The organism is Saccharothrix texasensis (assembly GCF_003752005.1).
Lineage (GTDB): Bacteria > Actinomycetota > Actinomycetes > Mycobacteriales > Pseudonocardiaceae > Actinosynnema > Actinosynnema texasense.
In genome coordinates this window covers 5,209,031-5,232,013 of sequence record NZ_RJKM01000001.1, presented here as the reverse complement: position 1 = coordinate 5,232,013, position 22,983 = coordinate 5,209,031, and the positions used below count along the sequence as shown (strand labels likewise).

The window sequence follows — 22,983 nt, the reverse complement described above, 5'->3', positions numbered from 1 at the left end:
GGCCGTGCAACCGTTCGGGCGGGTGCGGAGTGTTGCTTTTGGGACACTCGTCACCCATTCGGCGGCAGATCTCTGTAGCGTCCCCGCCGGGAGTGGCTGATGACTGAGAACGACAACACCGGTAGCGCCGCGACACCCGGCCAGGGTGGGTCGAGCGGACCGGACCAACCGACCGGACCGGCGACGCCGGGGCCGGGTGGCGGTGGCGCGTCGCCGCCGCCCTACGTGCCCCCGACGCCGCAAGAACCGCCGCAGGGCGGCCGCGGTCAGATCCGCAGCCAGGAAGCGGGCCGGACCAAACCCCGGCCGCCGACGCTGGCCGAGCAGCGCGCCCGCGCCGCGGCGATCGAGCAGCAGCGCGAGCAGCAGCTCGCCGTCGAAGCCGAGGGGGCCCGCCGCAAGAAGCTGCGCAAGCGCCTGCTCATCGGCGGTGGCGTGGCCGTCGGCGTGGCCGGCGTGGTGGCCATCTGGTACGCCGCGTCCAGCCCCGACGACGTGGTCGCCCAGTGCGTCAAGGACGACGTGGTGGTCGAGGACCAGTACTGCGACGAGGAGTACGCGCGCAGCCACGGCGGGTACGTCAGCAGCGGGTTCATCTACATCGGCGGCAGCTCGTACCGCTACAACTACGGCGCGCCGAGCACCCCCGTCGGCCAGAAGGTCAGCGGCGGCAGCTACACCATGCCCAAGGGCGCGAACATCTCCACCAAGTCGGGCACGGTCGTGCAGCGCGGTGGGTTCGGCGTGTCCGGCGGCAGCAAGAGCGGGGGCAGCTGAGTGCGTCGGGAGTCCTCCGCGCCCCGGCCGAACTGGCAGCGCACCGTCTCCGAGCAGGGGCTGGTGTTCGGCGCGCCCGCGCGAGCCGCGGACGGCAGCCCGCGCCCGTACTGGGACGAGTCGGCGCACTACGTCTTCGACATGAGCGACGTGCTGTCGCTGGAAGCCGACGTGGAGCTGCTGCACAACATGTGCCTGGAAGCCGTCGACAACGTGGTGCTCACCGAGCGCTACCGCGACTTCGGCATCAACGAGTGGTTGTGGCCCGCGATCGCCGAGTCGTGGAAGCGGCGCGACCCGCACGTGTACGGGCGGTTCGACCTGCGCTACGACGGGAGCGGGCCGGCCAAGCTGCTGGAGTACAACGCCGACACCCCGACGTCGCTGCTGGAGGCGTCGGTCGTCCAGTGGAACTGGAAGACCGACGTCTACCCGGAGGACGACCAGTGGAACTCGATCCACGAGAAGCTGGTCGAGCGCTGGGCCGAGATCGGCAGCCGGCTGCCGTCCAACGAGCTGCACTTCACCTGGTCGGGCGCGGACCCCTCGGGTGAGGACCACGTCACCGTGGCCTACCTGCAGGAGACCGCGGCCGAGGCGGGCATGGACACCGTCGGGCTGGCGATCGAGGAGATCGGCTGGGACTCGCTGCTGAAGCGGTTCGTCGACCTCGAGGACGCGCCGATGGGCACGGTCGTGAAGCTCTACCCGTGGGAGTGGGTGGTCGACGAGCAGTTCGGCCGCTACGCGGTGGAGAGCCTGCCCGGCACCCTGTGGGTCGAGCCGCTGTGGAAGATGCTGCTGTCCAACAAGGCGCTGCTGGCCGTGCTGTGGGAGATGTACCCGGGCCACCCGAACCTGCTGCCCGCGTTCCTGGACGACCCCGGCCTGCTCACCGAGTACGTGCGCAAGCCGCGGCTGGGCCGCGAGGGGCAGAACATCCAGATCGTCGCCCCCGGCTACGAGACCCAGACCGGCGGGGTCTACGGCAAGGAGGGCTTCGTCTACCAGCTGTTCGACCCGCTGCCCGAGTTCGACGGCTACCGGCCGGCGCTCGGCGCGTGGGTCGTCGGCGACTCCTCGGCGGGCCTCGGCATCCGGGAGACCGTCGGCCTGGTCACCGACGACGGCGCGGCGTTCGTGCCGCACAGGATCGTCGAATGAGCTTCAACCCGCACAACCTGGAGGGTCCGTGAACTCCCACCTCGCGTTGGACGCCGGCTTCGGCGCCGCCATCGGCCAGGGCGTCGGCGCGATCGCGCTCTACGCCGTCGTCGGCCTGCTGCTGATGATCGTCGGCTTCTACGCCATCGACTGGACGACGCCGGGCAAGCTGAGCGCGCTCGTGCGCGGTGGCGCGCCGAACGCGGTCATCGTGACGTCGGCGGGCCTGGTCAGCATGGCCCTGATCGTCGTGGTGGCGATCTACAGCTCGGCGGGCAAGCTGGCCGAGGGCCTGCTGTCCGCGCTGATCTTCGGCTTCGTCGGGATCATCGTGCAGGTGCTCGCGGTGCGGCTGCTGGAGTGGGTGACCCGGCTCGACATCGGTTCGCTGATCGAGTCCGACCGGTTCGCGCCGGCCAGCGTCGTGGTCGCCTCGGCGCACGTCGCCCTCGGTCTCGTGGTCGCCGTCGCGATCTCGTAGCACCACCTGCTCCGGAGGGGTGCGCGCCGATCGGCGCGCACCCCCTCCGTGCTGCTCAGGCCACCGGCAGCCGCTTCTGCCAGGCGATCGGGCCGACCTGGATCCGGGTGCGCGCCGACCCGTTCCACTCGACGGGCAGGCCGCCAGCGGCGAGCGCGGCGACCACCTCCCGGCCCACGGCCTCGTCGGCCGCCGCGTGGTCGACGGGCTCGAGGTCCGCCTCGTCGCCGAACGAGCCGTAGGCGAGCCACACGCCGCCGCCCGCCACGGCGCTCTCGGTGTCCTGCCGGTGGAAGAACACGTACCCGCGCGCGTCCTCGCCCGCCTCGTCGCCGATCTCGGCGTGACCGCAGGTCTGGCAGCACGTGAAGTCGGCGCGGGCCACGATCCCGGCCCGGTCGAGCGCGTCGAACACCGCGAACAGCCGGTCCACGTCCGTGCGCTCCGGCCACCCCTCCTGCTCGGCGGCCCGCTCCCGCCACACCCGCCGCACCACCGACCGCGCGACCGGCGGCGTGACGGGGTGCTCGTCGTCGAAGTGGTCGACCAGGTCCCGCACGATGTCGTCGGACGAGGTGAAGCCGGCGTGCACCAGCGTGCGCGCGTAGTCCTCGACCTCCTCCAAGACCTCGGCGGGCAGGGCGTCGTCGTCGTCGGTTCGTTCAACCACGGGTGCATCCTGCCCGAGGGGTCCGACAGTTCCCGGCCGCCCGGGGCCGTCGGGGCCGCGCCCGGCCGGAAGTCGTTCGAAGCGGTTTCCACCCGGGTACTACCCTTCCTGGTGTGATTGACCTGAAGGCACTGCGCGAGAACCCGGAAGCCGTCCGCGCGTCGCAACGCGCGCGTGGCGAGGACGAGACCGTGGTCGACGCGCTGCTGTCCGCCGACGAGCGCCGCCGGGCCGCCATCGCCCGCGCCGACGCGCTGCGCGGCGAGCAGAAGACGTTCGGCAAGCAGGTGGGCCGGGCCAGGGGCGAGGAGCGCGACGCGCTGCTGGCCAAGGGCAAGGAGCTGGCCGCCGAGGTCAAGGCCGCCGAGGCGGAGCAGTCCGCCACCGAGGCGGAGCTGACCGAGCTGCACCGCGCCGTGCCCAACGTGGTCCACCCCGAAGCGCCCGAGGGCGGCGAGGACGACTACGTCGTGCTCAAGCACGTCGGCGAGCCGCGCGAGTTCGACTTCGACCCCGCCGACCACCTCGACCTCGGCGTGCGGCTCGGCGCGATCGACATGGAGCGCGGCGCGAAGGTGTCCGGCTCGCGCTTCTACTTCCTGACGGGGGTCGGCGCGCAGCTGGAGCTGGCGCTGCTGAACATGGCCGTCGCCCAGGCCACCGCGGCCGGGTTCACGCTGATGATCACGCCGACGCTGGTGCGCCCGGAGATCATGGCCGGCACCGGGTTCCTCGGCGCGCACGCGAGCGAGATCTACCGCCTCGAAGCCGACGACCTGTACCTCGTCGGCACCTCGGAGGTGCCGCTCGCGGGCTACCACGCGGACGAGATCCTGGACGGCCCGAAGCGGTACGCGGGCTGGTCGTCGTGCTACCGGCGCGAAGCGGGCTCGTACGGCAAGGACACCCGCGGCATCATCCGCGTGCACCAGTTCAACAAGGTCGAGATGTTCTCCTACGTCAAGCCGGAGGACGCCGAGGCCGAGCACGCCCGGCTGCTGGCGTGGGAAGAGGAGATGCTGGCCAAGATCGAGGTCCCGTACCGGGTCATCGACACGGCCGCCGGCGACCTCGGCACGTCGGCCGCGCGCAAGTTCGACTGCGAGGCGTGGATCCCGACCCAGCAGGCCTACCGCGAGCTGACGTCGACCTCGAACTGCACCACGTTCCAGGCCCGCCGGCTCAACGTGCGCTACCGGGACGAGAACGGCAAGCCGCAGATCGCCGCCACGCTCAACGGCACGCTGGCCACCACGCGGTGGATCGTCGCGATCCTGGAGAACCACCAGCAGGCCGACGGCTCGGTCGTCGTGCCGCAGGCCCTGCGCCCGTTCCTCGGCCTCGACGTGATCAAGCCCGCCTAGGCGCGGCTCGGCCCGTGGCCTGACCGCGCGCGGCGGTCAGGCCACGGCCGGTCACGTCCAGCTGTGCTCGACCTGCCCGGCCACGTGCTTGCCGATCTCCAGGGCCGACGTGGCGGCCGGCGAGGGCGCGTTGAGCACGTGCACCTGGCGGGGCGCGGTGTCGATGAGGAAGTCGTCGACGAGCGAGCCGTCGGCGCGCATCGCCTGCGCCCGCACGCCCGCGGAGGCGCGGACCAGGTCGTCCTCGCCGACGGCGGGCACCAGGCGGGCCAGGCTGCGGGCGAAGCGCTTGCGCGACAGGGACCGCAGGACCTCTTCCACGCCGGTGCGGGCGAAGGTGCGCGCCAGCCGCCAGGTGCCGGGGAACCGGGCGACGTCGACCAGGTCGGAGGGGGAGATGTCGCGCCAGCGGTAGCCCTCGCGGCGCAGGGCGAGGACGGCGTTCGGGCCCGCGTGCACGCTGCCGTCCAGCATCCGGGTCAGGTGCACGCCCAGGAACGGCAGGGCCGGGTCCGGCACCGGGTAGATCAGGCCGCGCACCAGGTGCCTGCGGTCGTGGCGCAGCTCGTAGTACTCGCCCCGGAACGGGACGATGGCGGCCGAGGGCGTCACGCCGGCCAGCTTGGCCACCCGGTCGCTGTGCAGGCCCGCGCAGTTCACCAGGGCGTCCGCCCGGATGACGCCCCGCGTGGTGGCCACCTCGACGCCGCCGCCGCTGAGCGCCCGGCGGATGGCCAGCGCCGGGGTGTGCAGGCGCAGGTCCTGCCCGTTCAGCTCGCGGACCATGGCCTCGCACACGGCGGGGAAGTCGATGATGCCGGTGCTCTCCACCCGCAGCGCGGCCACCGCCGCGACCTCGGGCTCGTACTCCCGGGCCTCGTCGACGCCGATCCGCTTGGCGGGCACGCCGTTGGCCTCGGCGCGGGCCGCCAGCGCCTCCAGGCGGGGCAGCTCGTCCGGCGAGGTGGCGACGACGAGCTTGCCGCACACCTCCACCGGCACGCCGTGCTCACGCGCGTAGGCGACGATCGAGGCGTTGCCCGCCACCGACATCCGCGCCTTCAACGACCCCGGCTTGTAGTACAGGCCCGCGTGCACGACGTTGCTGTTGTGCCCGGTCTGGTGCGCCGCCCACCGCGGCTCCTTCTCCAGCACCACCACGTCGTGCCCGCGCCGGACCAACTCCCGCGCGGTCGCCAGGCCTACGATTCCGCCACCGATCACCACAACTCGTCGCACGGGCCGGAACGCTAGCCGACCAGTTCGGGCAGCACGTCGGCGGCGACCCGTTCCAGCACCGCCTCGCTGCCCGCGTACACGCCGTCGGCGCGGGGCCAGTGCACGACCAGGTCGGTGAACCCCAGCCCGCGCGCCCGCCCGGCCACCTCGCGGAAGTGCTCCACGCTGGTCAGCGAGTACACCGGGCAGGAGTCGGCGTTGAGGTGGAAGTCGATCGACTCCTTGGCCCGCCCGATCCCGGCCAGCACCTCGCGGAACCGCGCCGCCATCGCGGCGACGCCGTCCCACCAGGCCGTCTCGTCGTCGGTCTCCGGGCCGGTGGTGACCCAGCCCGTCCCGTACTTCGCCGCCACCGCCATCGCCTTCGGCCCGTTGGCCGCGACCACGAACGGCAGCCTCGGCCGCTGCACGCAGCCCGGCGCGCTGCGGGCGTCCCGGATCTCGTAGTGCTCGCCACTGAACGTGGTCCGCTCCTGCGCCAGCAGCAGGTCCAGCGCGGCCACGAACTCCTCGAACCGGCCCTGCCTGCTGGGCGTGCCCCGCTTGGTGTCGAACGAGGTGGCGCCCATCACCTCGGTGTCATATCCCACACCGCCCGCGCCGACGCCGAGCGTGAAGCGGCCGTCGGAGAGGTCGTCGAGGGCGAGCAGCTCCCGGGAGAACGGCACCGGGTGGCGGAAGTTGGGCGAGGCGACCAGCGTGCCGAGCCGGATCGTCGAGGTGGCCGAGGCCGCCGCGGCCAGCGTGGGCACGGCGCCGAACCACGGCCCGTCGACCAGCGAGCGCCAACCCATGTGGTCGTAGGTCCAGGCGTGGTGGAAGCCGTACTCCTCGGCGGCCTTCCACTTGTGTTCGGCCATCCACCAGCGGTGTTCGGGCAGGATCACAATCCCAGTGCGCACCCGGCGACGGTAGCCGAGTCCGTTTCGGGGGAGTGCACCATGTGGGGGTGCAGAGACCTTCCCTTGTGGCATCCGACGTCGACGGCACCCTGCTCACGCCCCTGGGCCGGGTCAGCCCGCGCACGGCCGGCATGGTCGGCCGGGTGCTGGCGGCCGACGTCCCGTTCGTGCTGGCCACCGGCCGCCCGCCCCGCTGGGTGCCGGAGGTGGCCGCCGCCGCGGGCCTGTCCGGCTACGCCGTGTGCTCCAACGGCGCGGTGCTCTACGACATCGGCGCGGACCGCGTCGTCACCGCCGAGCTGCTCACCCCCGAGCAGCTGACCACCCTGGCCGCCGTGCTGGACGAGGCGCTGCCCGGCTGCGCCCTGGCCTCGGAGCGGGTCGGCGAGTCCGCCCGCGGCGCCACCGAGCCCGAGTTCATCGCCGACGAGCACTACCTGCACCCGTGGGACGAGGGCGGGCAGCCGCTGCCCGGCCACCAGCGGGCGCAGCTGCTCGGCAAGCCGGCGGTGAAACTGCTGGTCAGGCACCCGTCGATGGCGTCGGACGAGATGGCGCGGGCCGCCGGGCCGCTGGTCGGCGACTCCGTGGCGATGACCTGGTCGACCAACGAGGGCCTGCTGGAGTTCGCCGCGCCCGGCGTGACGAAGGCCTCCGGCCTGGCCGCCGTCGCCGACCGGCTCGGGGTGGCCCCGGGCGGCGTGCTGGCGTTCGGCGACATGCCCAACGACGTGCCCATGCTCACGTGGGCGGGCCACGGCGTGGCCATGGCCAACGCGCACCAGGACGCCCTGGACGCCGCGGACGAGGTCACCGCGGCCAACTCCGAGGACGGGGTGGCGCTGGTGCTGGAGAGGTGGTTCTAGGCTGCCCGTGAGACTCCCCGAACCCACCCCTGGAGAGACACCCGTGCGCGCACTCGTGACCGGCGGTGCCGGCTTCATCGGTTCTACCCTGGTCGACAGGCTCCTGAGGGACGGGCACGAGGTGCACGTCGTCGACGACCTCAGCCGGGGCAAGCGGACCGCGCCCGCCGACCCGGCCCACGCCGACCGGTACTCGTTCTCGCGGGTCGACATCACCTCGCCGGAGCTGGCCGACGTGGTGGCCTCGTTCGGCCCCGAGGTGGTCTACCACCTGGCCGCGCAGATCGACGTGCGCGTGTCCGTGGCCGAACCGCTGCTCGACGCCACCAAGAACGTGCTCGGCACGGTGAACCTGGCCGAGGCCGCCCGGCGGGCGGGCGTGCGCAAGGTGCTGTTCGCGTCGTCCGGCGGCTCCATCTACGGCACGCCCGACGCGCTGCCGGTCGCCGAGTCGACCCCGATCAACCCCAAGTCGCCCTACGCCGCGTCCAAGGTGTCCGGCGAGGTGTACCTGAACACCTACCGGCAGCTGTACGGCCTGGAGTGCACGCACCTGGCGCTGGCCAACGTGTACGGACCGCGGCAGGACCCGCACGGCGAGGCGGGCGTGGTGGCCATCTTCGCGTCCGCGCTGCTCGCGGGCCGGCCGACGAAGGTGTTCGGCGACGGCGGCAACACCCGCGACTACGTGTTCGTGGAGGACGTCGTGTCGGCGTTCGTCGCGGCCTCCGGCGAGGCGGGCGGCGGCCGGCGGTACAACATCGGCACCGCGCACCAGGTGTCCGACCGGGAGCTGCACACGCTGGTCGCCCAGGCGGCCGGGGTGGCCGACGAGCCCGAGTTCGCGCCGGCCCGGCTCGGCGACCTGCGCGCGTCGGCCATCGACCCGTCGCTCGCGCAGGCGGAGCTGGGCTGGAAGCCCGAGGTGGACATCGCCGCCGGCGTGCGCCTGACCGTGGACTACTTCCGCGACGCCTGACCCCGAACGCGGCCGGCCGGTGACGAGGAGTTCCCCGTCACCGGCCGGCCGCCGTCGTTCCCGACCTACCCCTTCGCCACGAGCCCGTCGCCGTCCGGCACGTGCTCGGTGCCGCAGGAAGGGCAGCGCAGGTCGTCGTCGAGCCGGGTCGCGCAGCGGCACACCCAGCCCTTCCGCTTGGCCGGGTTGCCCACCACGAACGCGTGCGCCGGCACGTCGCGGGCCACCACCGAGCCCGCGCCGACGAACGCGTTGCGCCCGATCGTCGTGCCGCACACCACGACCACGCCCGCGCCCAGGGTGGCTCCCTCGCGCACCAGGGTGGGCAGCAACTGGTCGCCGCCGAGCTTCTGGTGCGCACGGGGCCGCATGTCGTTGGTGAACACCGCGTTCGGCCCGAGGAAGACGTTGTCCTCGCAGGTCACGCCGTTGTAGACGAGCACGTTGTTCTTGACCGTGACGTTGTCGCCGAGCACCGCTTCGTTCTCGACGAACGCGCCGTCGCAGATGTTGCAGTCCTTGCCGACCCGCGCGCCCGGGAGCACGTGCGCGAACGCCCACACGCGGGTGCCCGCGCCGACCGCGTCGCTCTCGCACAGGCCCATCGGGTGGACGAACACGCCGCTCAACGGACGGCCCCGGCCAGGACCTCGACCACCCGCTCCTGCTGGGCGCGGGTGATACCGGGGTACATCGGCAGGCTCAGGATCTCGTCCGCGACCCGCTCCGCGTGGGGGAACGAGCCGACGCCGTGCGCGTCGGAGGCGAACGGCGCGGCCAGGTGGATCGGCGTCGGGTAGTGGATCGCGGCGCCGACGCCCTGGTCCTGCAGGTGCTTGAGCACCCGGTCCCGCTCGGCGACCCGGACCACGTACAGGTGCCACACGTGCTCGTTGCCGTCCAGCGTCTTCGGCGCCACCACGCCCTCGACACCGGCCAGCAGCTCGCCGTAGTACTCGGCGGCGGCGACCCGCAGCGCGTTCCACGCCTCCAGCCGGCGCAGCTTGGCGTGCAGCACCACGGCCTGCAACGTGTCCAGCCGGCTGTTGAAGCCCAGGGTGCTGTGCACGTACTTCTGCTGCGAGCCGTGCTGGCTCAGCAGCCGGACCCGGTTGGCCAGCTCCTCGTCCTGCGTGGTCACCGCGCCCGCGTCGCCGTAGGCGCCGAGGTTCTTGCCCGGGTAGAAGCTGGTGCCGGCCAGGTGGCCGAGCGAACCGGACACCGCGCCCTTGCGCCGCGCGCCCTGCGACTGGGCGGCGTCCTCGACGAGGAACACGCCCTGCTCGTCGCACGCCGCCTTCAGCTCCTCGACCGGCGCCATCTGGCCGTAGAGGTGGACCGGCAGCACCGCCTTGGTGCGCTCGGTGAACGCCGCCAGGGCCGCCTTGGTGTCGATCAGGTAGGTGTCGGGGTCGCAGTCCACGAACACCGGCGTCGCGCCCGTGCGGGCCACGGCCTCGGCGGTCGCGATGAACGAGTTGGTCGGCACGACGCACTCGTCGCCGGCGCCCACGCCGACGGCGCGCAGCGCCAGCTCCAGCGCGTCGGTGCCGTTGGCCACGCCGACGCAGTGCGCGACCTGGCTGTACTCGGCGTACGCCCGCTCGAACTCGCCGACGGCGGGACCGCCGACGAACGCCGTCCTGGCCAGCACCGCGGCCCAGCCCTCGGCGACCTCCTCGGCCACCTCGGCGTGCTGGAACTTCAGGTCGACGGGGGGGATCGGGGCCGGGATCGTCATCTGCTCATCCTCGTGAGATCGCTTCACCAGCGGCGCTGGTCTCGCTGGGCTTGGTCTGACCGGGTGTGGTCTGGTCGAGCGCGCGCAGGCGCCGGGCGGGTGAGCCCGCCCACACCTCGAAGGGCGGCACGTCGGTGAGCACCACCGCGCCCATGCCGACGAGGGCGCCCGCGCCGACGGTGAGGCCTTCCCGGACCAGCGCGCCGCTGCCCAGGTAGGCCGCCTCGCCCACGGTCACGCCACCGGCCAGGGCGACCCGGGCGGCGAACGTGACGTGGTCGGCGACCGCGTCGTCGTGGGTGATGGTGACGTGCGGCATGACCACCACGTGCGACCCGATCACCTGCGGCGCGGTCACCGCGACGAACGCGAGCAGCACCGAGCCGGCGCCGATCTCGACGCCCGGCGCGACGCTCGCCCACGGGTGCACCACGGTGGCGTAGCGCTCGGCGGGCAGGCCGAGCCGCGCGGCGATCTGCCGGCGGCTGGCCTGGTTGCGGGTGCTGGCCGTGCAGAGCAGGACGCGGGCGTCGGGGTGGTCGGCGACGGCCGCCGACGGCCCGAGCACGGGCACGCCGTCGATCACCTCGCCGTGCCGCGCCTCGTTGTCGTCCAGCAGGCCGAGCACGGACCAGCGCGGCTCGACGGCGTTGACCGCGGCGACCGCGGCCAACGCCTCCCGGGCCAGTCCGCCCGCGCCGACGAGCAGCAGCGGAGCAGCGGTCACTTCGACCCTCGGAGCACCGCGTCGAGCGCGCCGACGACGGTGTCCTGCTCGGCCTCGGTCATCTGGTGGAACAGCGGCAGGATCACCGAACGCCTGGTCAGGTGCTCGGTGACGGGCAGCTCGACGTCCCGCTGGTCGGCGTAGGCCGGTTCCAGGTGCGAGGCCATGATGCCCCGCCGGGCCGACACGCCACGCTCGGCCAGACCCGCCAGCACGTCCACCGAGGTGCCCTCGAACGAGTCCGGCAGCACCACCCAGAACGACTGGTAGTTGGTCGTGCCGTGCTCCGGGTCGCCGACGCAGCGCAGGCCGTCCAGCTCGCCGAGCAGCTTGTGGTAGCGCCCGGCCAGCTCGCGCCGCTTGGCGATCACGTCGGGCAGCTTGCGCAGCTGGATCAGGCCCACCGCGGCCTGCATGTCGGTCATCCGGAAGTTGAAGCCGACCTCTTCGTACTGCTCCAGCTTCACGCCGCCGGCCGCGTGGCGGTCCGCGGCGGACATGCTCATGCCGTGCTCGCGCAGCTTGCGCAGCCGGGTCGCCCACTCGGCGTTCTCGGTGGTGACCATGCCGCCCTCACCGGTGGTGAGCAGCTTGCGCGGGTGGAACGACCAGGCGGCGAGGCCGGCGCCGGAGCTGACCGGCCGGCCGCGGTAGGTGGAGCCCGCCGCGCACGCCGAGTCGTGCACCAGCGCGACGCCGCGCCGGTCGCACAGCGCCTGCACCGAGTCCACGTCGAACGGCACGCCGCCCTGGTGCACCGCGATCACGGCGACCGTGCGGGGCGTGACCGCCGCGTCCACGGTCTCCGCGGTGACGTTGCCGGTCGCCGCGTCGACGTCGGCGAACACGGGGGTCGCGCCCACGTACTTCACCGCGTTCGCGGTCGCGATGAACGAGAACGACGGCACGACGACCTCGTCACCGGGGCCCACGCCGAGCAGGTGCAGCGCCAGGTGCAGGCCGGTGGTGCAGCTCGACACCGCCACGCCGTGCCCGGCGCCCGCCGACTCGGCGAACGCCTGCTCGAACGCGGCGACCCGCGGCCCCTGCGCCACCCAGCCGGAGCGGACGACCTCGGCCGCGGCCAGGGCCTCCTCCTCGCCGAGGAACGGCCTGATCACCGGGATCATCGCTGCGCCTTCCACCAGGTCACCAGGTCCGCCAGGCCCTCGTCCAGCGAGATGGTCGGCTTCCAGCCGAGCTCGCGCTCGGCGGCGCCGATGTCGGCGAGCCGGCGGGTGACCGAGTTCACCGAGCGGGCCGGGCCGAACTCCAGCGGCACCGTGGAGCCCATCACCCGCTGGAGGGCCTCGGCCAGCTCCAGCAGCGAGGTCTCGGTCGCGGTCGCGATGTTGTAGACGGTGTCGGTGACCTCCGCCTGCGCGGCCAGGATGTTGGCGCGGGCGATGTCGCGCACGTCCACGAAGTCCATGGTCTGCTGGCCGTCGCCCAGGATCAGCGGCGGCTCACCGGCCTCGATCTTCTCCATCCACCGGATCAGCACCTCGGTGTACTTGCCGTGCGCGTCCATGCGCGGGCCGTACACGTTGAAGTAGCGCAGCGCCACGTAGTCGAGGTCGCTCATCGCCTTGAAGCTGCGCAGCATGCCCTCGTTGAACGCCTTGGCGGCGCCGTAGAACGTGTCGTTGTTGTACGGGTGGTGACGCTCCGTGGTCGGGAACTCCTCGGCCAGCCCGTACACCGACGCCGTGGAGGAGGCGATGACCTTCTTCACGTTCGCCTCGACGGAGGCCTCGATGATGTTGAAGGTGCCGTCGACCAGCACCTCCAGCGCCACCCGGGGCTCGGCGGCGCAGCGGGTGATGCGCAGCGCGGCGAGGTGGAACACCAGGTCGGCGCCCGCGATCGTCCGCTTGACGAGGGGGATGTCGCGGATGTCGCCCTCGACGAGCTTGACCTTGTCCGGCGCGGCGGCCAGGGCGTCGGCCAGGTTCTCCACCCGGCCGCGGCTCAGGTCGTCGATCACCACGACCTCGCGCGCGCCCGCGGCCAACAACTGGTCGACCACGTGCGAGCCGATCGTGCCCGCGCCGCCCGTCACCACGGCCCGCTGGTCGGTCAAATCCATCAGAGAGCTCCTCCGTTCACGTCCGTCAGCGGCACGAACGTGCCACCGGCGGCAAGGCTGGCCGACGCGGCCTCCAACTGGGCCAGGACCCGCAGGCCCGAGCGCCCGTCGGTCAGCGGCGCCCGCTTCTCGATGATCGACGCGGCGAACTCCGCCATTACTCCGCGCAGCGCCTCGCCGCCCGGCAGGGCCGGCGCGACCATGTCGCCGATGCGGTAGGAGACGCGCACGCTCTCGTCGTCCGGCCGCTCGATGCCGCGGTCGTAGACCGCCAGCGGCTGCGTCGGGTCGAGGTCGTTCCACACGGCCGTGCGGCTGGAGCCGCCGACGATCATCGAGCGGATCTTCGTGGGGGACAGCCAGTTCACGTGCGCGTGCGCGATGGCGCCGTTGGACAGCCGCACCGACATGTACGCCACGCAGGCGCGACCGACGCCCGCCGGGTCCGACCCGTGCGCCGCGACGGCCACCGGGTGCACGTCGTCGGGCAGGATCGAGTCGAGGATCGACAGGTCGTGGGGCGCGAGGTCCCACAGCACGTCGATGTCGGGCTGGACCAGGCCCAGGTTGATGCGCACCGAGTCGATGTACTGGATGTCGCCCAGCTCGCCGCCGCGCACCAGGTCGCGCAGCCTGCGCACCACCGGCGTGTAGCAGAACGTGTGGTCGAGCATCAGCGTCAGACCGCGCTCCTCGGCGGCCGTGACCAGCTTCAACCCGTCCGCGTAGGACGAGGCCAGCGGCTTCTCGACCAGCACGTGCTTGCCGGCCTCGAGCGCGGCGAGCGCGACCGGCAGGTGGGTGGCCGCCGGGGTGGCCACCGCCACCGCCTCGACCTCCGGGTCGGCGAGCACCTCGTCGAGGGATGACGTCACCCGCACGGTGCTGTACCGGCCCAGGACGCCGCGCGCGCGCTCGACGTCGAGGTCGCACAACGTCGCGAGCCGTAGTTCGGGGGTCGCCTGGACGTTGCGCACCAGGTTCGGCCCCCAGTAACCGGCACCGATGACGGCCACACCAACCATCGAAATCCTCTCCGAGTTCTGGGAAGCGCCAGCACGGCCGCGAGCGGCGTCGACTCCGGACGCTTGTCGTGCGGCTGCTGGGCGTACCCGAGGCAGTGTAGATGTCCGGGGTTGCAGTACTCTTCGTGCCACCTTCGTCCATCTTGCAGTGGTATCTGGAGACCTCTTGTGACCGACTGGTCGGAAGTGTGGCTCGTCGTCCCGGTCTACAACGAGGGACAGGTCATCGAGGACGTCGTGCGGCACGCACGGGAGACGTTCCCGAACGTGGTGTGCGTGGACGACGGCAGCCGTGACAACTCCGCCGACGGCGTTCGCGCAGGTGGGGCGCACCTCGTGCAGCACCCGGTGAACCTCGGCCAGGGCGCGGCGATCCAGACCGGCATCGAGTACGCGCGCAAGCAGCCGGGCGCCGAGTACTTCGTCACCTTCGACGCCGACGGCCAGCACCGCGTCGAGGACGTCCTGTCGATGCTCGAGCGGCTGCGCTCCGAGCCCCTGGACATCATCGTCGGCACCCGGTTCCACGGTGACACCGCGCACATCCCGTGGATCAAGCGGGTGGTGCTCAAGACGGTCGTGATGCTCAGCCGCCGCACGCGCAAGCTCGGCCTGACCGACGCGCACAACGGCCTGCGGGTGTTCAACCGCGCCGTGGCCGAGCGGATCAACATCACGCTGAACGGCATGGGCCACGCCTCGGAGATCGTGGAGATGATCGACCACCACAAGTGGCGCGTGGCCGAGGAGCCGGTGACGATCCTCTACACCGAGTACTCGATGGCCAAGGGCCAGTCGCTCATCAACGGTGTGAACATCCTGTTCGACACCATGCTCAAGAGCAAGGCGCACTGATCATGCTGATCCAGTACATCCTGGTCCTGTTCTCGTTCGCCGTGCTGCTGCTGTTCCTGCGCAAGCGCGGGACGACGAAGTCGGCGGCGAGCGTGAAGCTCGCGTTCATGCTGTTCGTGGTGTTCGGGATCTACGCCGTGCTCCGCCCGGGCGACGTGACCGTGGTGGCCGGGTGGCTCGGTGTCGGCCGCGGCACCGACCTGCTGCTGTACGCCCTGGTCGTGGTGTTCACCTTCACCACGCTGAACGCCTACCTGCGGTTCAAGGAGCTGGAGCTGCGCTACGCGCGGTTGGCGCGGGCGATCGCTCTGCGCCAGGCCGAGCCCCCGGTTCCCGCCGGTCAGGGCCCTGCGGGTGCGGAGCGGTCATGAGCATCCACTTCGTCGTCCCCTACTACGTGGACCCGCGGTTCCTGATCGAGCTGGTCGACAGCGTCCGCAAGCAGACCAGCGACCGGTGGCGGCTGACCATCGTCGACGACCGGTACCCGGACACCACGGCGGAGGAGTACGTCCTCGGCCTGGCCGACCCGCGCATCGAGTACGTGCGCAACGAGCAGAACCTCGGCGCCACCGGCAACGTGTGCAAGTGCATGACGCTGGGCAAGGAGGAGTACCTCGTCGTCATGGGCGCCGACGACGCGTTGGAGCCCCGGTACGTGGAGGTCGTGCTCGACGCGTTCAAGCGGTACCCGAACGCCGTCATGGTGCACCCGGGCGTGACCGTGGTCGACGGCGAGAGCCGCCCGACCGACAGCCTGGCCGACAAGATCAAGCGGGTGGCCGCCCGGTCGGCGTGGAAGGAGCGCGAGCTGGACGGCCCGGCCGCCGCGCAGAGCCTGATGAACGGCAACTGGCTGTACGTGCCGGCGATGGCGTTCCGCAACGACGCCGTGCCCAGGATCACGCGGCTCGGCGAGTTCGGCTCGATCGCCGACCTGGCGTGGTCGATCGACATGCTCATCGGCGGCGGCACGCTGGCGCTCGACCCGACGCCGGTGTTCCGCTACCGCAGGCACGCGGCCAGCCACTCCTCGATCGGCGCGCACAGCGTGCAGCGGTTCGAGGAGGAGCAGCGGTACTACGCCGCGGCGGCCGAGCAGCTCAACGCGGCCGGCTGGCACAAGGCCGCGCGCGCCGCGCGGCTGCACCTGCTGTGCCGGGGGCACATCACCAAGTCGGCGCTCGACGCCGCGCTGGCGCGTGACCTGAAGCTGGCCAAGTCGCTCGCGGGACGGGCGATCCGCCGGGTGTGACCCGCCGGGTGCGCAGCGGTCCGGCCGGGCCACCGGGCCCGGCCGCCGCGCGGCCCGGGGTCCGGCTCAGGGAGCCTCCGTGGTCCGGCTCGCGCCGCCGGTCGCAGCCGTCGCCCGGCGGAGCGCGGCCCGCAGCCCCAGCAGCATCACCAGCAGGGTCAGCAGGGGCCCGACGGTCTGCGCCAACGCCGCGACGAACGGCGGGTCACCCGGCAGGGTGACCATCACGAGCGTGGCCACCGAGCCGACCGCCCAACCGAGCGTGATGGTGTTGTCGCGACCCAGCGCGACCAGCGCGGGCTGCGCCACGAACGCCCCGATGAGGATGACCGTGCTGACCGCGAGCAGCATGGTGACCGCGGTGGCCGGGTCGACCTTGGTGCCCATGAACGTGCGCAGCAGCCACGGCCCGACCAGCGTGAACACCACGGCGTAGGCCAGGCCGAGCCCGCAGAGCACGGCGAGCGCGAGCTTGATGCGCCGCGCGACGAAGCCGTGGTCGCCCTTCGAGGCCGCCGCGGTGAGGCTCGGCAGCAGCATCGTCTGGATCGGGTACAGCAGCAGCAGCGGGATGCGGGCGACCACCACGGCCTGGCCGAACGCCAGCGCCACCACGCTGTCCAGCGGCAGCCGGGAGTTGACCGCGAGCGGCGCCAGGTTGGGCAGCAGCTGGGACAGCAGCGTGGCCGCCGCCAGCGCGGCGAGCGCCTTGCCCACCGGCGGCGCCGCGACCGCGCTCGACGTCGCCGCCGACCGCCCCTTCGGCAGCCAGAGCAGCCCGGCCAGCGTGGCGAGCACCGACCCGCCCAGGTAGGCGAGCCCGAACAGCCACGCCTCGGACGCCTGCAGCACGACCAGCAGCCCGCACAGCCCGAGCCGCACGCCGCCCTCGACGGTCAGCGTCACCGCGTAGCCGCTGAACCGCTGGAGGCCGGCGAGCAGGCCGCGCACGACGCTCAGCGCCGCGATGAGCGCCGGCGTCGCCAGGACCTCGGCGAACAGCACCCAGTCGCCGCCGAGCGTGCGGTCGACCGCGAACGGCGCGAGCAGCAGGAGCACGGCGACGACCACCGCCGCGAGGCTCCCGCCCGACGCGCACACCCGGCGGACGACCGCCCGCACGGGCTGCCCGGAGGCGACGGCGCGGCTGGTCACCTGCTCCAGGGCGGCGAAGATGCCCGGCCCGATCACGTTGACCACGAAGTACAGGGTCACCGCCAGGTTGGCCTGGTCGGTGCTCAGCGTGTGACCCGTCAGCGCCACGAACAGGTAGCCGGCCAGCCCGAACACGCCGAGGCCGACGGCCATCTGCACGGACGGGCTGAAGAATCGCCGAAGGGTCATCGAGGTCGACACCTGCCACACGGTAGGGGTGCGGGCCGCGCCGCCGACCGACCGGGTCCACCCGCGGTCCGCGGCGCGGCGCTCAGCGTGACGTCACGGGGTTCCCGGCGTCGCACGCGGACAGCCGGTACAGCTTGACGGTGCCCTTCTGGGCCAGCAGCTCGAAGCCGGGGTCGGAGGCCGAGACCCGCAGCCCCGGGTAGTCGTTGTTGCGCGCGTCGTGCGGCCAGAACGTCCGGTTGGCCATCAGCAGGTAGTGCACGCCCAGCCGCTCGGCCGCCCGGCACACCTCCGGGTCGCGGCCCGCGTCGTCCAGGTTGGCCGCGAGGTACTGCTGCTCGGCGCTCCACGGGATGTTGGCGTGCGGGAACAGCGCCCGGCGGCTCACCTCGGCGAGCATCACGGTGCTGCCGTCCCACGGGTTGTTGGCGACCAGGGCGTCCTCGGGCAGCTCGGCCTCGAGCTCGGGCAGGAACTCCATCTCGGTCCGGTCGACCAGCGTGGACCTCTGCGGCACGTCCTCGACCGCGTACGTCCCGGCCACGATGTCCGTGTTCGCCCCGACGTAGAAGAACTTGGTCGCCAGGGCCAGCACCGCCAGCACCACCAGGCTCAGCACGGTCGGCGTGCGCAGCAGGGACCGGCGCCCGACGACCGCCCTGCCCTCGGCTGCCCCACCCTCGACGGCCCTGCCCTCGACGGCGCCCGCCGTGACCGTCCCGGGCGGCACGGTCGCCGCCGGCGCGGGCGCCTTGGCGATCAGCGCGCCCAGGCGGTCGGCCAGCCGGGTGATGCCGAGCACGGCGAGCGGCACGGCGGTGAGCGGCAGCATCGCGGCCAGCCGGAAGGAGTCGTTGTACCAGTAGCCGGTGATGAACTGGGTGCTCGGCCGGTTGATCGAGGCCGTCACCACGTAGAGGAACGCGGTGCCGGCGAACGCCGCCACCAGCCACCGGCTGGTCCGCAGCCGCCACGCGACCACCGCGCCGATGACCGCCACCAGGGACAGCGCCCACAGCGCGGGCTTGCCGTTCGGCGCGCTGAGCAGGGCCTCGCCGACCGCGCGGGCGGGCGTCTCGAACGGCGGCCAGACGTGGCTGCGCACTTCGGCGAACATCGGCGCGCGCGCCACGTACGCCCACGCGCCCAGGAAGAGGAGCGCCGCGACCGACACGCCGGTCACCGCGCGGCCGGTGCGCCCGGCGCGGCGCAGCCGGACCGCCCACCGCAGGACGCTGGTGGCGATCGGGAACAGGCACACCACGATCAGGCTGAACACCGTGTTCGGGTGCGCGAAGGCGCAGGCCACGACCACCAGCGGGGCCAGCGCCATCGCGCGGCGCCTGCCGATGACGTCCTCCCTGGCCAGCGACGTGGCGGCGAGCACCATGGCGACGCCGGCGGGCGCCAGGGCGAGGCCGAGCAGGTTCGGCCACAGCACGCCGAAGCCGAGCAGGCCCCACGGGAACGCGGTGAACGCGACGCTCACCGCGCCGGTCACCGCCATGGCGGCGGTCGAGCGGCCGACGAGCTGGCGCACCAGCAGCATGCAGCTCAGCGGCCAGACGAGCATCGAGATGACGCCCGCGACGAGGTTCGCGGCCGTCGCGATCGGCACGCCCGTGCTCAGCACGACCAGCGTGGTCAGGCCGTGCCAGCCCGCCGGGTAGAACGTGGTCGGGGTCGCGACGTTGCCCAGCGTGCCCATGGCCATCGACGAGGCGTTGCCCGAGTCGAGGATGTGCGCGAGCGCGCTGTAGTGGAAGATCGCGTCGTAGGTCTGGGACAGCTGGTCCGGCTGCCCCACGCCCTGGACCAGCACGTACCAGCCGATCGCGATCGCGGGCAGCAGGCCGAGGGCGGCGGCGGCCAGCACCCGGCGCGGGTCCGTCGCGCGTGGCGGCGCGATCCGCCGCAGCAGCAGCGACACGACCGCGGCGAGCACGACGACCACGGCGGTGGCGCCCAGCACGACGAACGGCGACCACCGCAGGCCCAGCACGTCCGCCAGCACGGCGGTGAGCGGCACGATGAGCATGCTCAGCGTCGGCGCCATGCCCCAGGCGGACAGCCCGCGCAGGCCGATCGCGTACGAGAGCGCCGCGCCGGGACCGATCAGCCACGCCGCGGTGACGAGCGCGACCGGCACAACGTCCAACCAGCTCATGTCCCTGCTACCCCGCCGTCGTAGAGATGCTTGAGGCACCCACCGGTGGCGTGAGCGGACACCGGACAGCGTGACCGTGCCAGGCGCACGGTGCTGTGACATTGTGGTACGGCCTCACGGCGGAGTGTACCGACGGGGGCTCCCCGATCACCCTCCAGGCCGGTCGACCGGCGCGCGGGCCCACTCCGGGTGGGTACCCGCCGGCCCGATCGCCCGGCGCGACTATCCTCGGGCCCTGTGAGCTTCGCTGGATTTGACCTGATCGTCGTCGGTTCCGGGTTCTTCGGCCTCACGGTCGCCGAACGGACCGCATCACAGCTCGGCAAGCGCGTGCTCGTGGTGGAACGCCGCGCGCACATCGGCGGCAACGCCTACTCCGAGCCAGAGCCGGAGACAGGCATCGAGGTGCACCGGTACGGCGCGCACCTGTTCCACACCTCCAACAAGCGGGTGTGGGACTACGTCAACCAGTTCACCGAGTTCACCGGGTACCAGCACCGGGTGTTCGCGATGCACGCCGGCCAGGCCTACCAGTTCCCCATGGGCCTGGGCCTCATCTCCCAGTTCGTCGGCCGCTACCTGAGCCCCGAGCAGGCCCGCGCCTGGGTGGCCGAGCACGCCGCCGAGATCGACTCCAAGGACGCGAAGAACCTGGAGGAGAAGGCGATCTCGCTCATCGGCCGCCCGCTGTACGAGGCGTTCGTGCGCGACTACACCGCCAAGCAGTGGCAGACCGACCCGAAGGAGCTGCCCGCGGCGGTCATCAGCCGCCTGCCGGTGCGCTACACCTTCGACAACCGCTACTTCAACGACACCTACGAGGGCCTGCCCGTCGACGGGTACACCGCGTGGCTGGAGCGGATGGCCGACCACCCGAACATCGAGGTGCGGCTCGACACCGACTACTTCGACGTCCGGGACGAGATCCCGGCCGGCACGCCCGTCGTCTACACCGGACCGCTCGACCGCTACTTCGACTACAGCGAGGGCTGGCTCGGCTGGCGCACGCTGGACTTCGAGCAGGAAGTCCTGCCGGTCGGCGACTTCCAGGGCACGCCGGTCATGAACTACAACGACGCCGAGGTGCCGTACACCCGGATCCACGAGTTCCGGCACTTCCACCCCGAGCGCGAGTACCCGTCGGACAAGACGGTCATCGTGCGCGAGTTCTCCCGCGCGGCCGAGAAGGACGACGAGCCGTACTACCCGATCAACACCGCCGAGGACCGCGCCAAGCTGGAGCGCTACCGCGAGCTCGCGCGAGCGGAAGCCGCCGAGCGTAACGTCGTCTTCGGTGGTCGACTGGGCACCTACAAGTACCTGGACATGCACATGGCGATCGGTTCCGCGCTGAGCGTGTTCGACAACAAGATCGCCCCGCACCTGGCCTCCGGTCGGGCGCTGGACGGTTCGCTGGAGGACTGAGTCGGTCATGTCGGGCAACTCCACCCTCGTCGAGCACGAGGCACCCGAGAAACTGCTGGCACAGCGCGGCCTCTTCGCGGGGCCGTCGCAGATCGTCTCGGAGGACCTCTACGCCGAGATCTCCCAGGGCATCGCCGACCGCGAGCGGCACCGCATGGTCGTCCACCCGCACGCCACGGTGTCGATGAACACCTACTTCGGGCGGTTCCCGGCCACGTACTGGCAGCGGTGGTGCGTCAGCCCCGAGGTGGAGCTGAGCCTGACCCTGACCGGTTCCGGCACCGTCTCCGTCGTGGCCTCCGACGCGGAGGGCGAGTCGCGCACCGTCGTCGCCGAGCAGGTCGCCGACGCGTCGGGCCAGGTCGTCACCATGACGGCCAAGATCGACAAGTTCACCGACGGCGGCGCGCTCTGGTTCGACGTCGTCACCGGCGAGCACGAGCTGGTCGTCGAGCACGCCCGGTGGACCGTCGTGCCGCCCGAGCGGGTCCGCCCGACCGCGATCGTGATCTGCACGTTCAACCGGGTCGAGGACTGCCTCAACACGATGGCGGCCCTCGCGTCCGACCCCGAGCCGCTGGGCCTGGTCGACGCGGTCTACGTGGTCGACCAGGGCAGCGACCCGGTCGAGTCGCGGGACCGGTTCGCCGAGGTCGCCGCCGCGCTCGGGGACAAGCTGCGCTACATCCGCCAGCCCAACCTCGGCGGCGCCGGCGGCTTCACCCGCGGCCTGTACCAGGTCATGGAGGTCGACCACGCCGAGAACGCCAACGTGCTCTTCATGGACGACGACGTGCTGTGCGAGCCGGAGATCGTGGTCCGCACGACCGCGTTCGCGAACCGCACCGCGCAGCCGGTCATCGTCGGCGGGCAGATGCTGTACCTGCTGCACCCGAACCACCTGCACGTGGGCGCGGAGTACGCCAACCTCGACACGCTGGCCCCCGGCCAGGTCGTGGAGGGCGCGCTGCACGACGCCGACCTCACCGGGTACGACGAGGAGACCGGCAAGCGCAACGTGCAGGACCGCCGGGTCGACGCGGGCTACAACGGCTGGTGGTCGTGCCTGATCCCGTCGGAGATCGTCAAGGCGGTCGGCTACCCGCTGCCGCTGTTCTTCCAGTGGGACGACATCGAGTACGGCTACCGCGCGCGCGCCCACGGGTTCGCCACGGTCACGCTGCCCGGCGCGGGCGTGTGGCACGCCGACTTCCACTGGAAGGACTGGGACGACTGGCACCGGTACTTCAACCTGCGCAACGCCCTCATCACCTCGGCGCTGCACAGCCAGTTCGACCCGAAGCGGATCTGCCGGTCCATGGCGGCCCAGCTCGCCACCTACCTGGTCGGCATGCAGTACGGCCTGGCCGCGACCCAGCTCAAGGCCATCGAGGACTTCCTCAAGGGCCCCGAGATGCTGCGTGACGGCGGCGTCCAGGCGGCGGCGGACATCCGCAAGCTGCGCGCCGAGTACCCCGAGACGGTCAAGCACCCGGCCTCGGAGGTGCCCGGCATCTCCTCCGGCGACCTGCCGCTGATCTCGGCGCCGCCCGCGCCGCGGCTGTTCGCGCCGGTGCTGGCCAAGCGCGTGGTCAACCAGCTGCTCGGCCGCAGCGTGCACGACGTCGGCGCGGTGGCCGCGGGCGACTCGGCCTGGTGGCACGTGTCGCTGTTCAACACCGCCGTGGTCACCGACGCGTCCCAGGAGGGCGTGCGGGTCCGGCGGCGCGACCGCGAGCTGGCCATCCGGCTCGGTCGGGAGGGCACCAAGCTGCTCAAGGAGCTGTACCAGCGGGCTCCGGAGATGCAGCGGGCCTACCGCGACGCGATGGACGAGCTGACGAGCCGCGAGAACTGGCGGCGCTTGTACGACCTGTGACCGGTGAGCGGGGCGGCCCTGAGCGGTCGCCCCG

General features: G+C 72.2%; 22 protein-coding genes. 11 read left to right on the top strand and 11 right to left on the bottom strand.

Annotation, left to right across the window (positions count from 1 at the left end; genetic code table 11):
• Positions 1–99 precede the first annotated feature (99 nt).
• From EDD40_RS22655 to EDD40_RS22645, 3 genes are read left to right on the top strand one after another with little or no spacing between them, the layout of a single operon-like run.
• Positions 100–777 carry a hypothetical protein gene (locus tag EDD40_RS22655; RefSeq protein ID WP_123744717.1) on the top strand — a complete coding sequence of 226 codons (678 nt, stop codon included), beginning with the start codon at positions 100–102 and terminating at the stop codon, positions 775–777.
• Complete coding sequence (locus tag EDD40_RS22650) at positions 778–1,941, top strand: glutathionylspermidine synthase family protein (RefSeq protein ID WP_123744716.1); 1,164 nt, start codon at positions 778–780, stop codon at positions 1,939–1,941. It begins immediately after the preceding gene.
• 28 nt (positions 1,942–1,969) lie between these two features.
• Positions 1,970–2,422 carry a DUF350 domain-containing protein gene (locus tag EDD40_RS22645; protein ID WP_123744715.1) on the top strand — a complete coding sequence of 151 codons (453 nt, stop codon included), beginning with the start codon at positions 1,970–1,972 and terminating at the stop codon, positions 2,420–2,422.
• 55 nt (positions 2,423–2,477) lie between these two features.
• Here EDD40_RS22645 and EDD40_RS41845 read toward each other — a convergent pair whose 3' ends face one another.
• Entirely contained in the window at positions 2,478–3,092 is a 615-nt protein-coding gene (locus EDD40_RS41845; RefSeq protein ID WP_170185168.1) for a DUF6891 domain-containing protein, read from the bottom strand.
• 113 nt (positions 3,093–3,205) lie between these two features.
• Between EDD40_RS41845 and serS the strand changes: the two genes are divergently transcribed.
• Positions 3,206–4,456 (top strand): serine--tRNA ligase, encoded by a 1,251-nt coding sequence (gene serS / locus EDD40_RS22635; protein WP_123744714.1) that lies wholly within the window; start codon positions 3,206–3,208, stop codon positions 4,454–4,456.
• A gap of 51 nt (positions 4,457–4,507) precedes the next feature.
• Here serS and lhgO read toward each other — a convergent pair whose 3' ends face one another.
• Together lhgO and EDD40_RS22625 are read right to left on the bottom strand one after the other, a co-directional pair.
• Entirely contained in the window at positions 4,508–5,695 is a 1,188-nt protein-coding gene (gene lhgO / locus EDD40_RS22630) for an L-2-hydroxyglutarate oxidase (RefSeq protein ID WP_123744713.1), read from the bottom strand.
• 11 nt (positions 5,696–5,706) lie between these two features.
• Positions 5,707–6,597 (bottom strand): LLM class flavin-dependent oxidoreductase, encoded by an 891-nt coding sequence (locus EDD40_RS22625; protein WP_123744712.1) that lies wholly within the window; start codon positions 6,595–6,597, stop codon positions 5,707–5,709.
• A 47-nt stretch (positions 6,598–6,644) separates the two neighbouring features.
• On the opposite strand from EDD40_RS22625, the gene EDD40_RS22620 reads away from it, so the two are divergent.
• Both EDD40_RS22620 and EDD40_RS22615 read left to right on the top strand, forming a co-directional pair.
• Positions 6,645–7,463 (top strand): HAD family hydrolase, encoded by an 819-nt coding sequence (locus tag EDD40_RS22620; protein WP_123748209.1) that lies wholly within the window; start codon positions 6,645–6,647, stop codon positions 7,461–7,463.
• 43 nt (positions 7,464–7,506) lie between these two features.
• Positions 7,507–8,442 (top strand): NAD-dependent epimerase/dehydratase family protein, encoded by a 936-nt coding sequence (locus tag EDD40_RS22615; RefSeq protein ID WP_123744711.1) that lies wholly within the window; start codon positions 7,507–7,509, stop codon positions 8,440–8,442.
• A 65-nt stretch (positions 8,443–8,507) separates the two neighbouring features.
• Here the strand turns inward: EDD40_RS22615 and EDD40_RS22610 are convergent, their stop codons facing one another.
• The 6 genes from EDD40_RS22610 to EDD40_RS22585 are packed head-to-tail and all read right to left on the bottom strand — an operon-like array spanning position 8,508 to position 14,024.
• Positions 8,508–9,062 (bottom strand): acyltransferase, encoded by a 555-nt coding sequence (locus tag EDD40_RS22610; protein ID WP_246037768.1) that lies wholly within the window; start codon positions 9,060–9,062, stop codon positions 8,508–8,510.
• Positions 9,063–9,067: 5 nt separating this feature from the next.
• Positions 9,068–10,183 (bottom strand): DegT/DnrJ/EryC1/StrS family aminotransferase, encoded by a 1,116-nt coding sequence (locus tag EDD40_RS22605; protein WP_123744710.1) that lies wholly within the window; start codon positions 10,181–10,183, stop codon positions 9,068–9,070.
• A gap of 4 nt (positions 10,184–10,187) precedes the next feature.
• Complete coding sequence (locus EDD40_RS22600; protein WP_123744709.1) at positions 10,188–10,910, bottom strand: NeuD/PglB/VioB family sugar acetyltransferase; 723 nt, start codon at positions 10,908–10,910, stop codon at positions 10,188–10,190.
• The gene (locus tag EDD40_RS22595; protein WP_246037767.1) at positions 10,907–12,055 is read right to left on the bottom strand and encodes a DegT/DnrJ/EryC1/StrS family aminotransferase; all 1,149 of its coding nucleotides are present in this window, start codon (positions 12,053–12,055) and stop codon (positions 10,907–10,909) included. The genes EDD40_RS22600 and EDD40_RS22595 overlap by 4 nt, the downstream gene beginning before the upstream one ends.
• Positions 12,037–12,999, bottom strand: a complete 963-nt coding sequence (locus tag EDD40_RS22590; RefSeq protein WP_123744707.1) for an SDR family NAD(P)-dependent oxidoreductase — start codon at positions 12,997–12,999, stop codon at positions 12,037–12,039. The genes EDD40_RS22595 and EDD40_RS22590 overlap by 19 nt, the downstream gene beginning before the upstream one ends.
• Positions 12,999–14,024 carry a Gfo/Idh/MocA family protein gene (locus tag EDD40_RS22585; RefSeq protein WP_123744706.1) on the bottom strand — a complete coding sequence of 342 codons (1,026 nt, stop codon included), beginning with the start codon at positions 14,022–14,024 and terminating at the stop codon, positions 12,999–13,001. Before EDD40_RS22585 ends, EDD40_RS22590 begins: the two co-directional genes overlap by 1 nt.
• A gap of 168 nt (positions 14,025–14,192) precedes the next feature.
• On the opposite strand from EDD40_RS22585, the gene EDD40_RS22580 reads away from it, so the two are divergent.
• The 3 genes from EDD40_RS22580 to EDD40_RS22570 are packed head-to-tail and all read left to right on the top strand — an operon-like array spanning position 14,193 to position 16,134.
• The gene (locus EDD40_RS22580) at positions 14,193–14,879 is read left to right on the top strand and encodes a glycosyltransferase family 2 protein (protein WP_123744705.1); all 687 of its coding nucleotides are present in this window, start codon (positions 14,193–14,195) and stop codon (positions 14,877–14,879) included.
• A gap of 2 nt (positions 14,880–14,881) precedes the next feature.
• Positions 14,882–15,250, top strand: a complete 369-nt coding sequence (locus tag EDD40_RS22575) for a DUF2304 domain-containing protein (RefSeq protein WP_123744704.1) — start codon at positions 14,882–14,884, stop codon at positions 15,248–15,250.
• A complete protein-coding gene (locus EDD40_RS22570; RefSeq protein ID WP_123744703.1) occupies positions 15,247–16,134 on the top strand; it encodes a glycosyltransferase family 2 protein in 888 nt (295 codons plus the stop codon). The genes EDD40_RS22575 and EDD40_RS22570 overlap by 4 nt, the downstream gene beginning before the upstream one ends.
• Before the next feature lie 66 nt (positions 16,135–16,200).
• Here EDD40_RS22570 and EDD40_RS22565 read toward each other — a convergent pair whose 3' ends face one another.
• Together EDD40_RS22565 and EDD40_RS22560 are read right to left on the bottom strand one after the other, a co-directional pair.
• Entirely contained in the window at positions 16,201–17,478 is a 1,278-nt protein-coding gene (locus EDD40_RS22565) for an MATE family efflux transporter (protein ID WP_148088886.1), read from the bottom strand.
• A gap of 82 nt (positions 17,479–17,560) precedes the next feature.
• The gene (locus EDD40_RS22560; RefSeq protein ID WP_148088885.1) at positions 17,561–19,645 is read right to left on the bottom strand and encodes a DUF6541 family protein; all 2,085 of its coding nucleotides are present in this window, start codon (positions 19,643–19,645) and stop codon (positions 17,561–17,563) included.
• A 237-nt stretch (positions 19,646–19,882) separates the two neighbouring features.
• Here EDD40_RS22560 and glf point away from each other — a divergent pair, with 237 nt between their 5' ends.
• Positions 19,883–21,070, top strand: coding sequence for a UDP-galactopyranose mutase (gene glf, locus EDD40_RS22555; protein WP_123744700.1), 1,188 nt, complete (start codon positions 19,883–19,885; stop codon positions 21,068–21,070).
• Between the two features lie 7 nt (positions 21,071–21,077).
• On the top strand, positions 21,078–22,949 hold the full coding sequence (locus tag EDD40_RS22550; RefSeq protein ID WP_123744699.1) for a glycosyltransferase: 1,872 nt from the start codon (positions 21,078–21,080) through the stop codon (positions 22,947–22,949).
• The last annotated feature ends 34 nt before the right edge of the window (positions 22,950–22,983 follow it).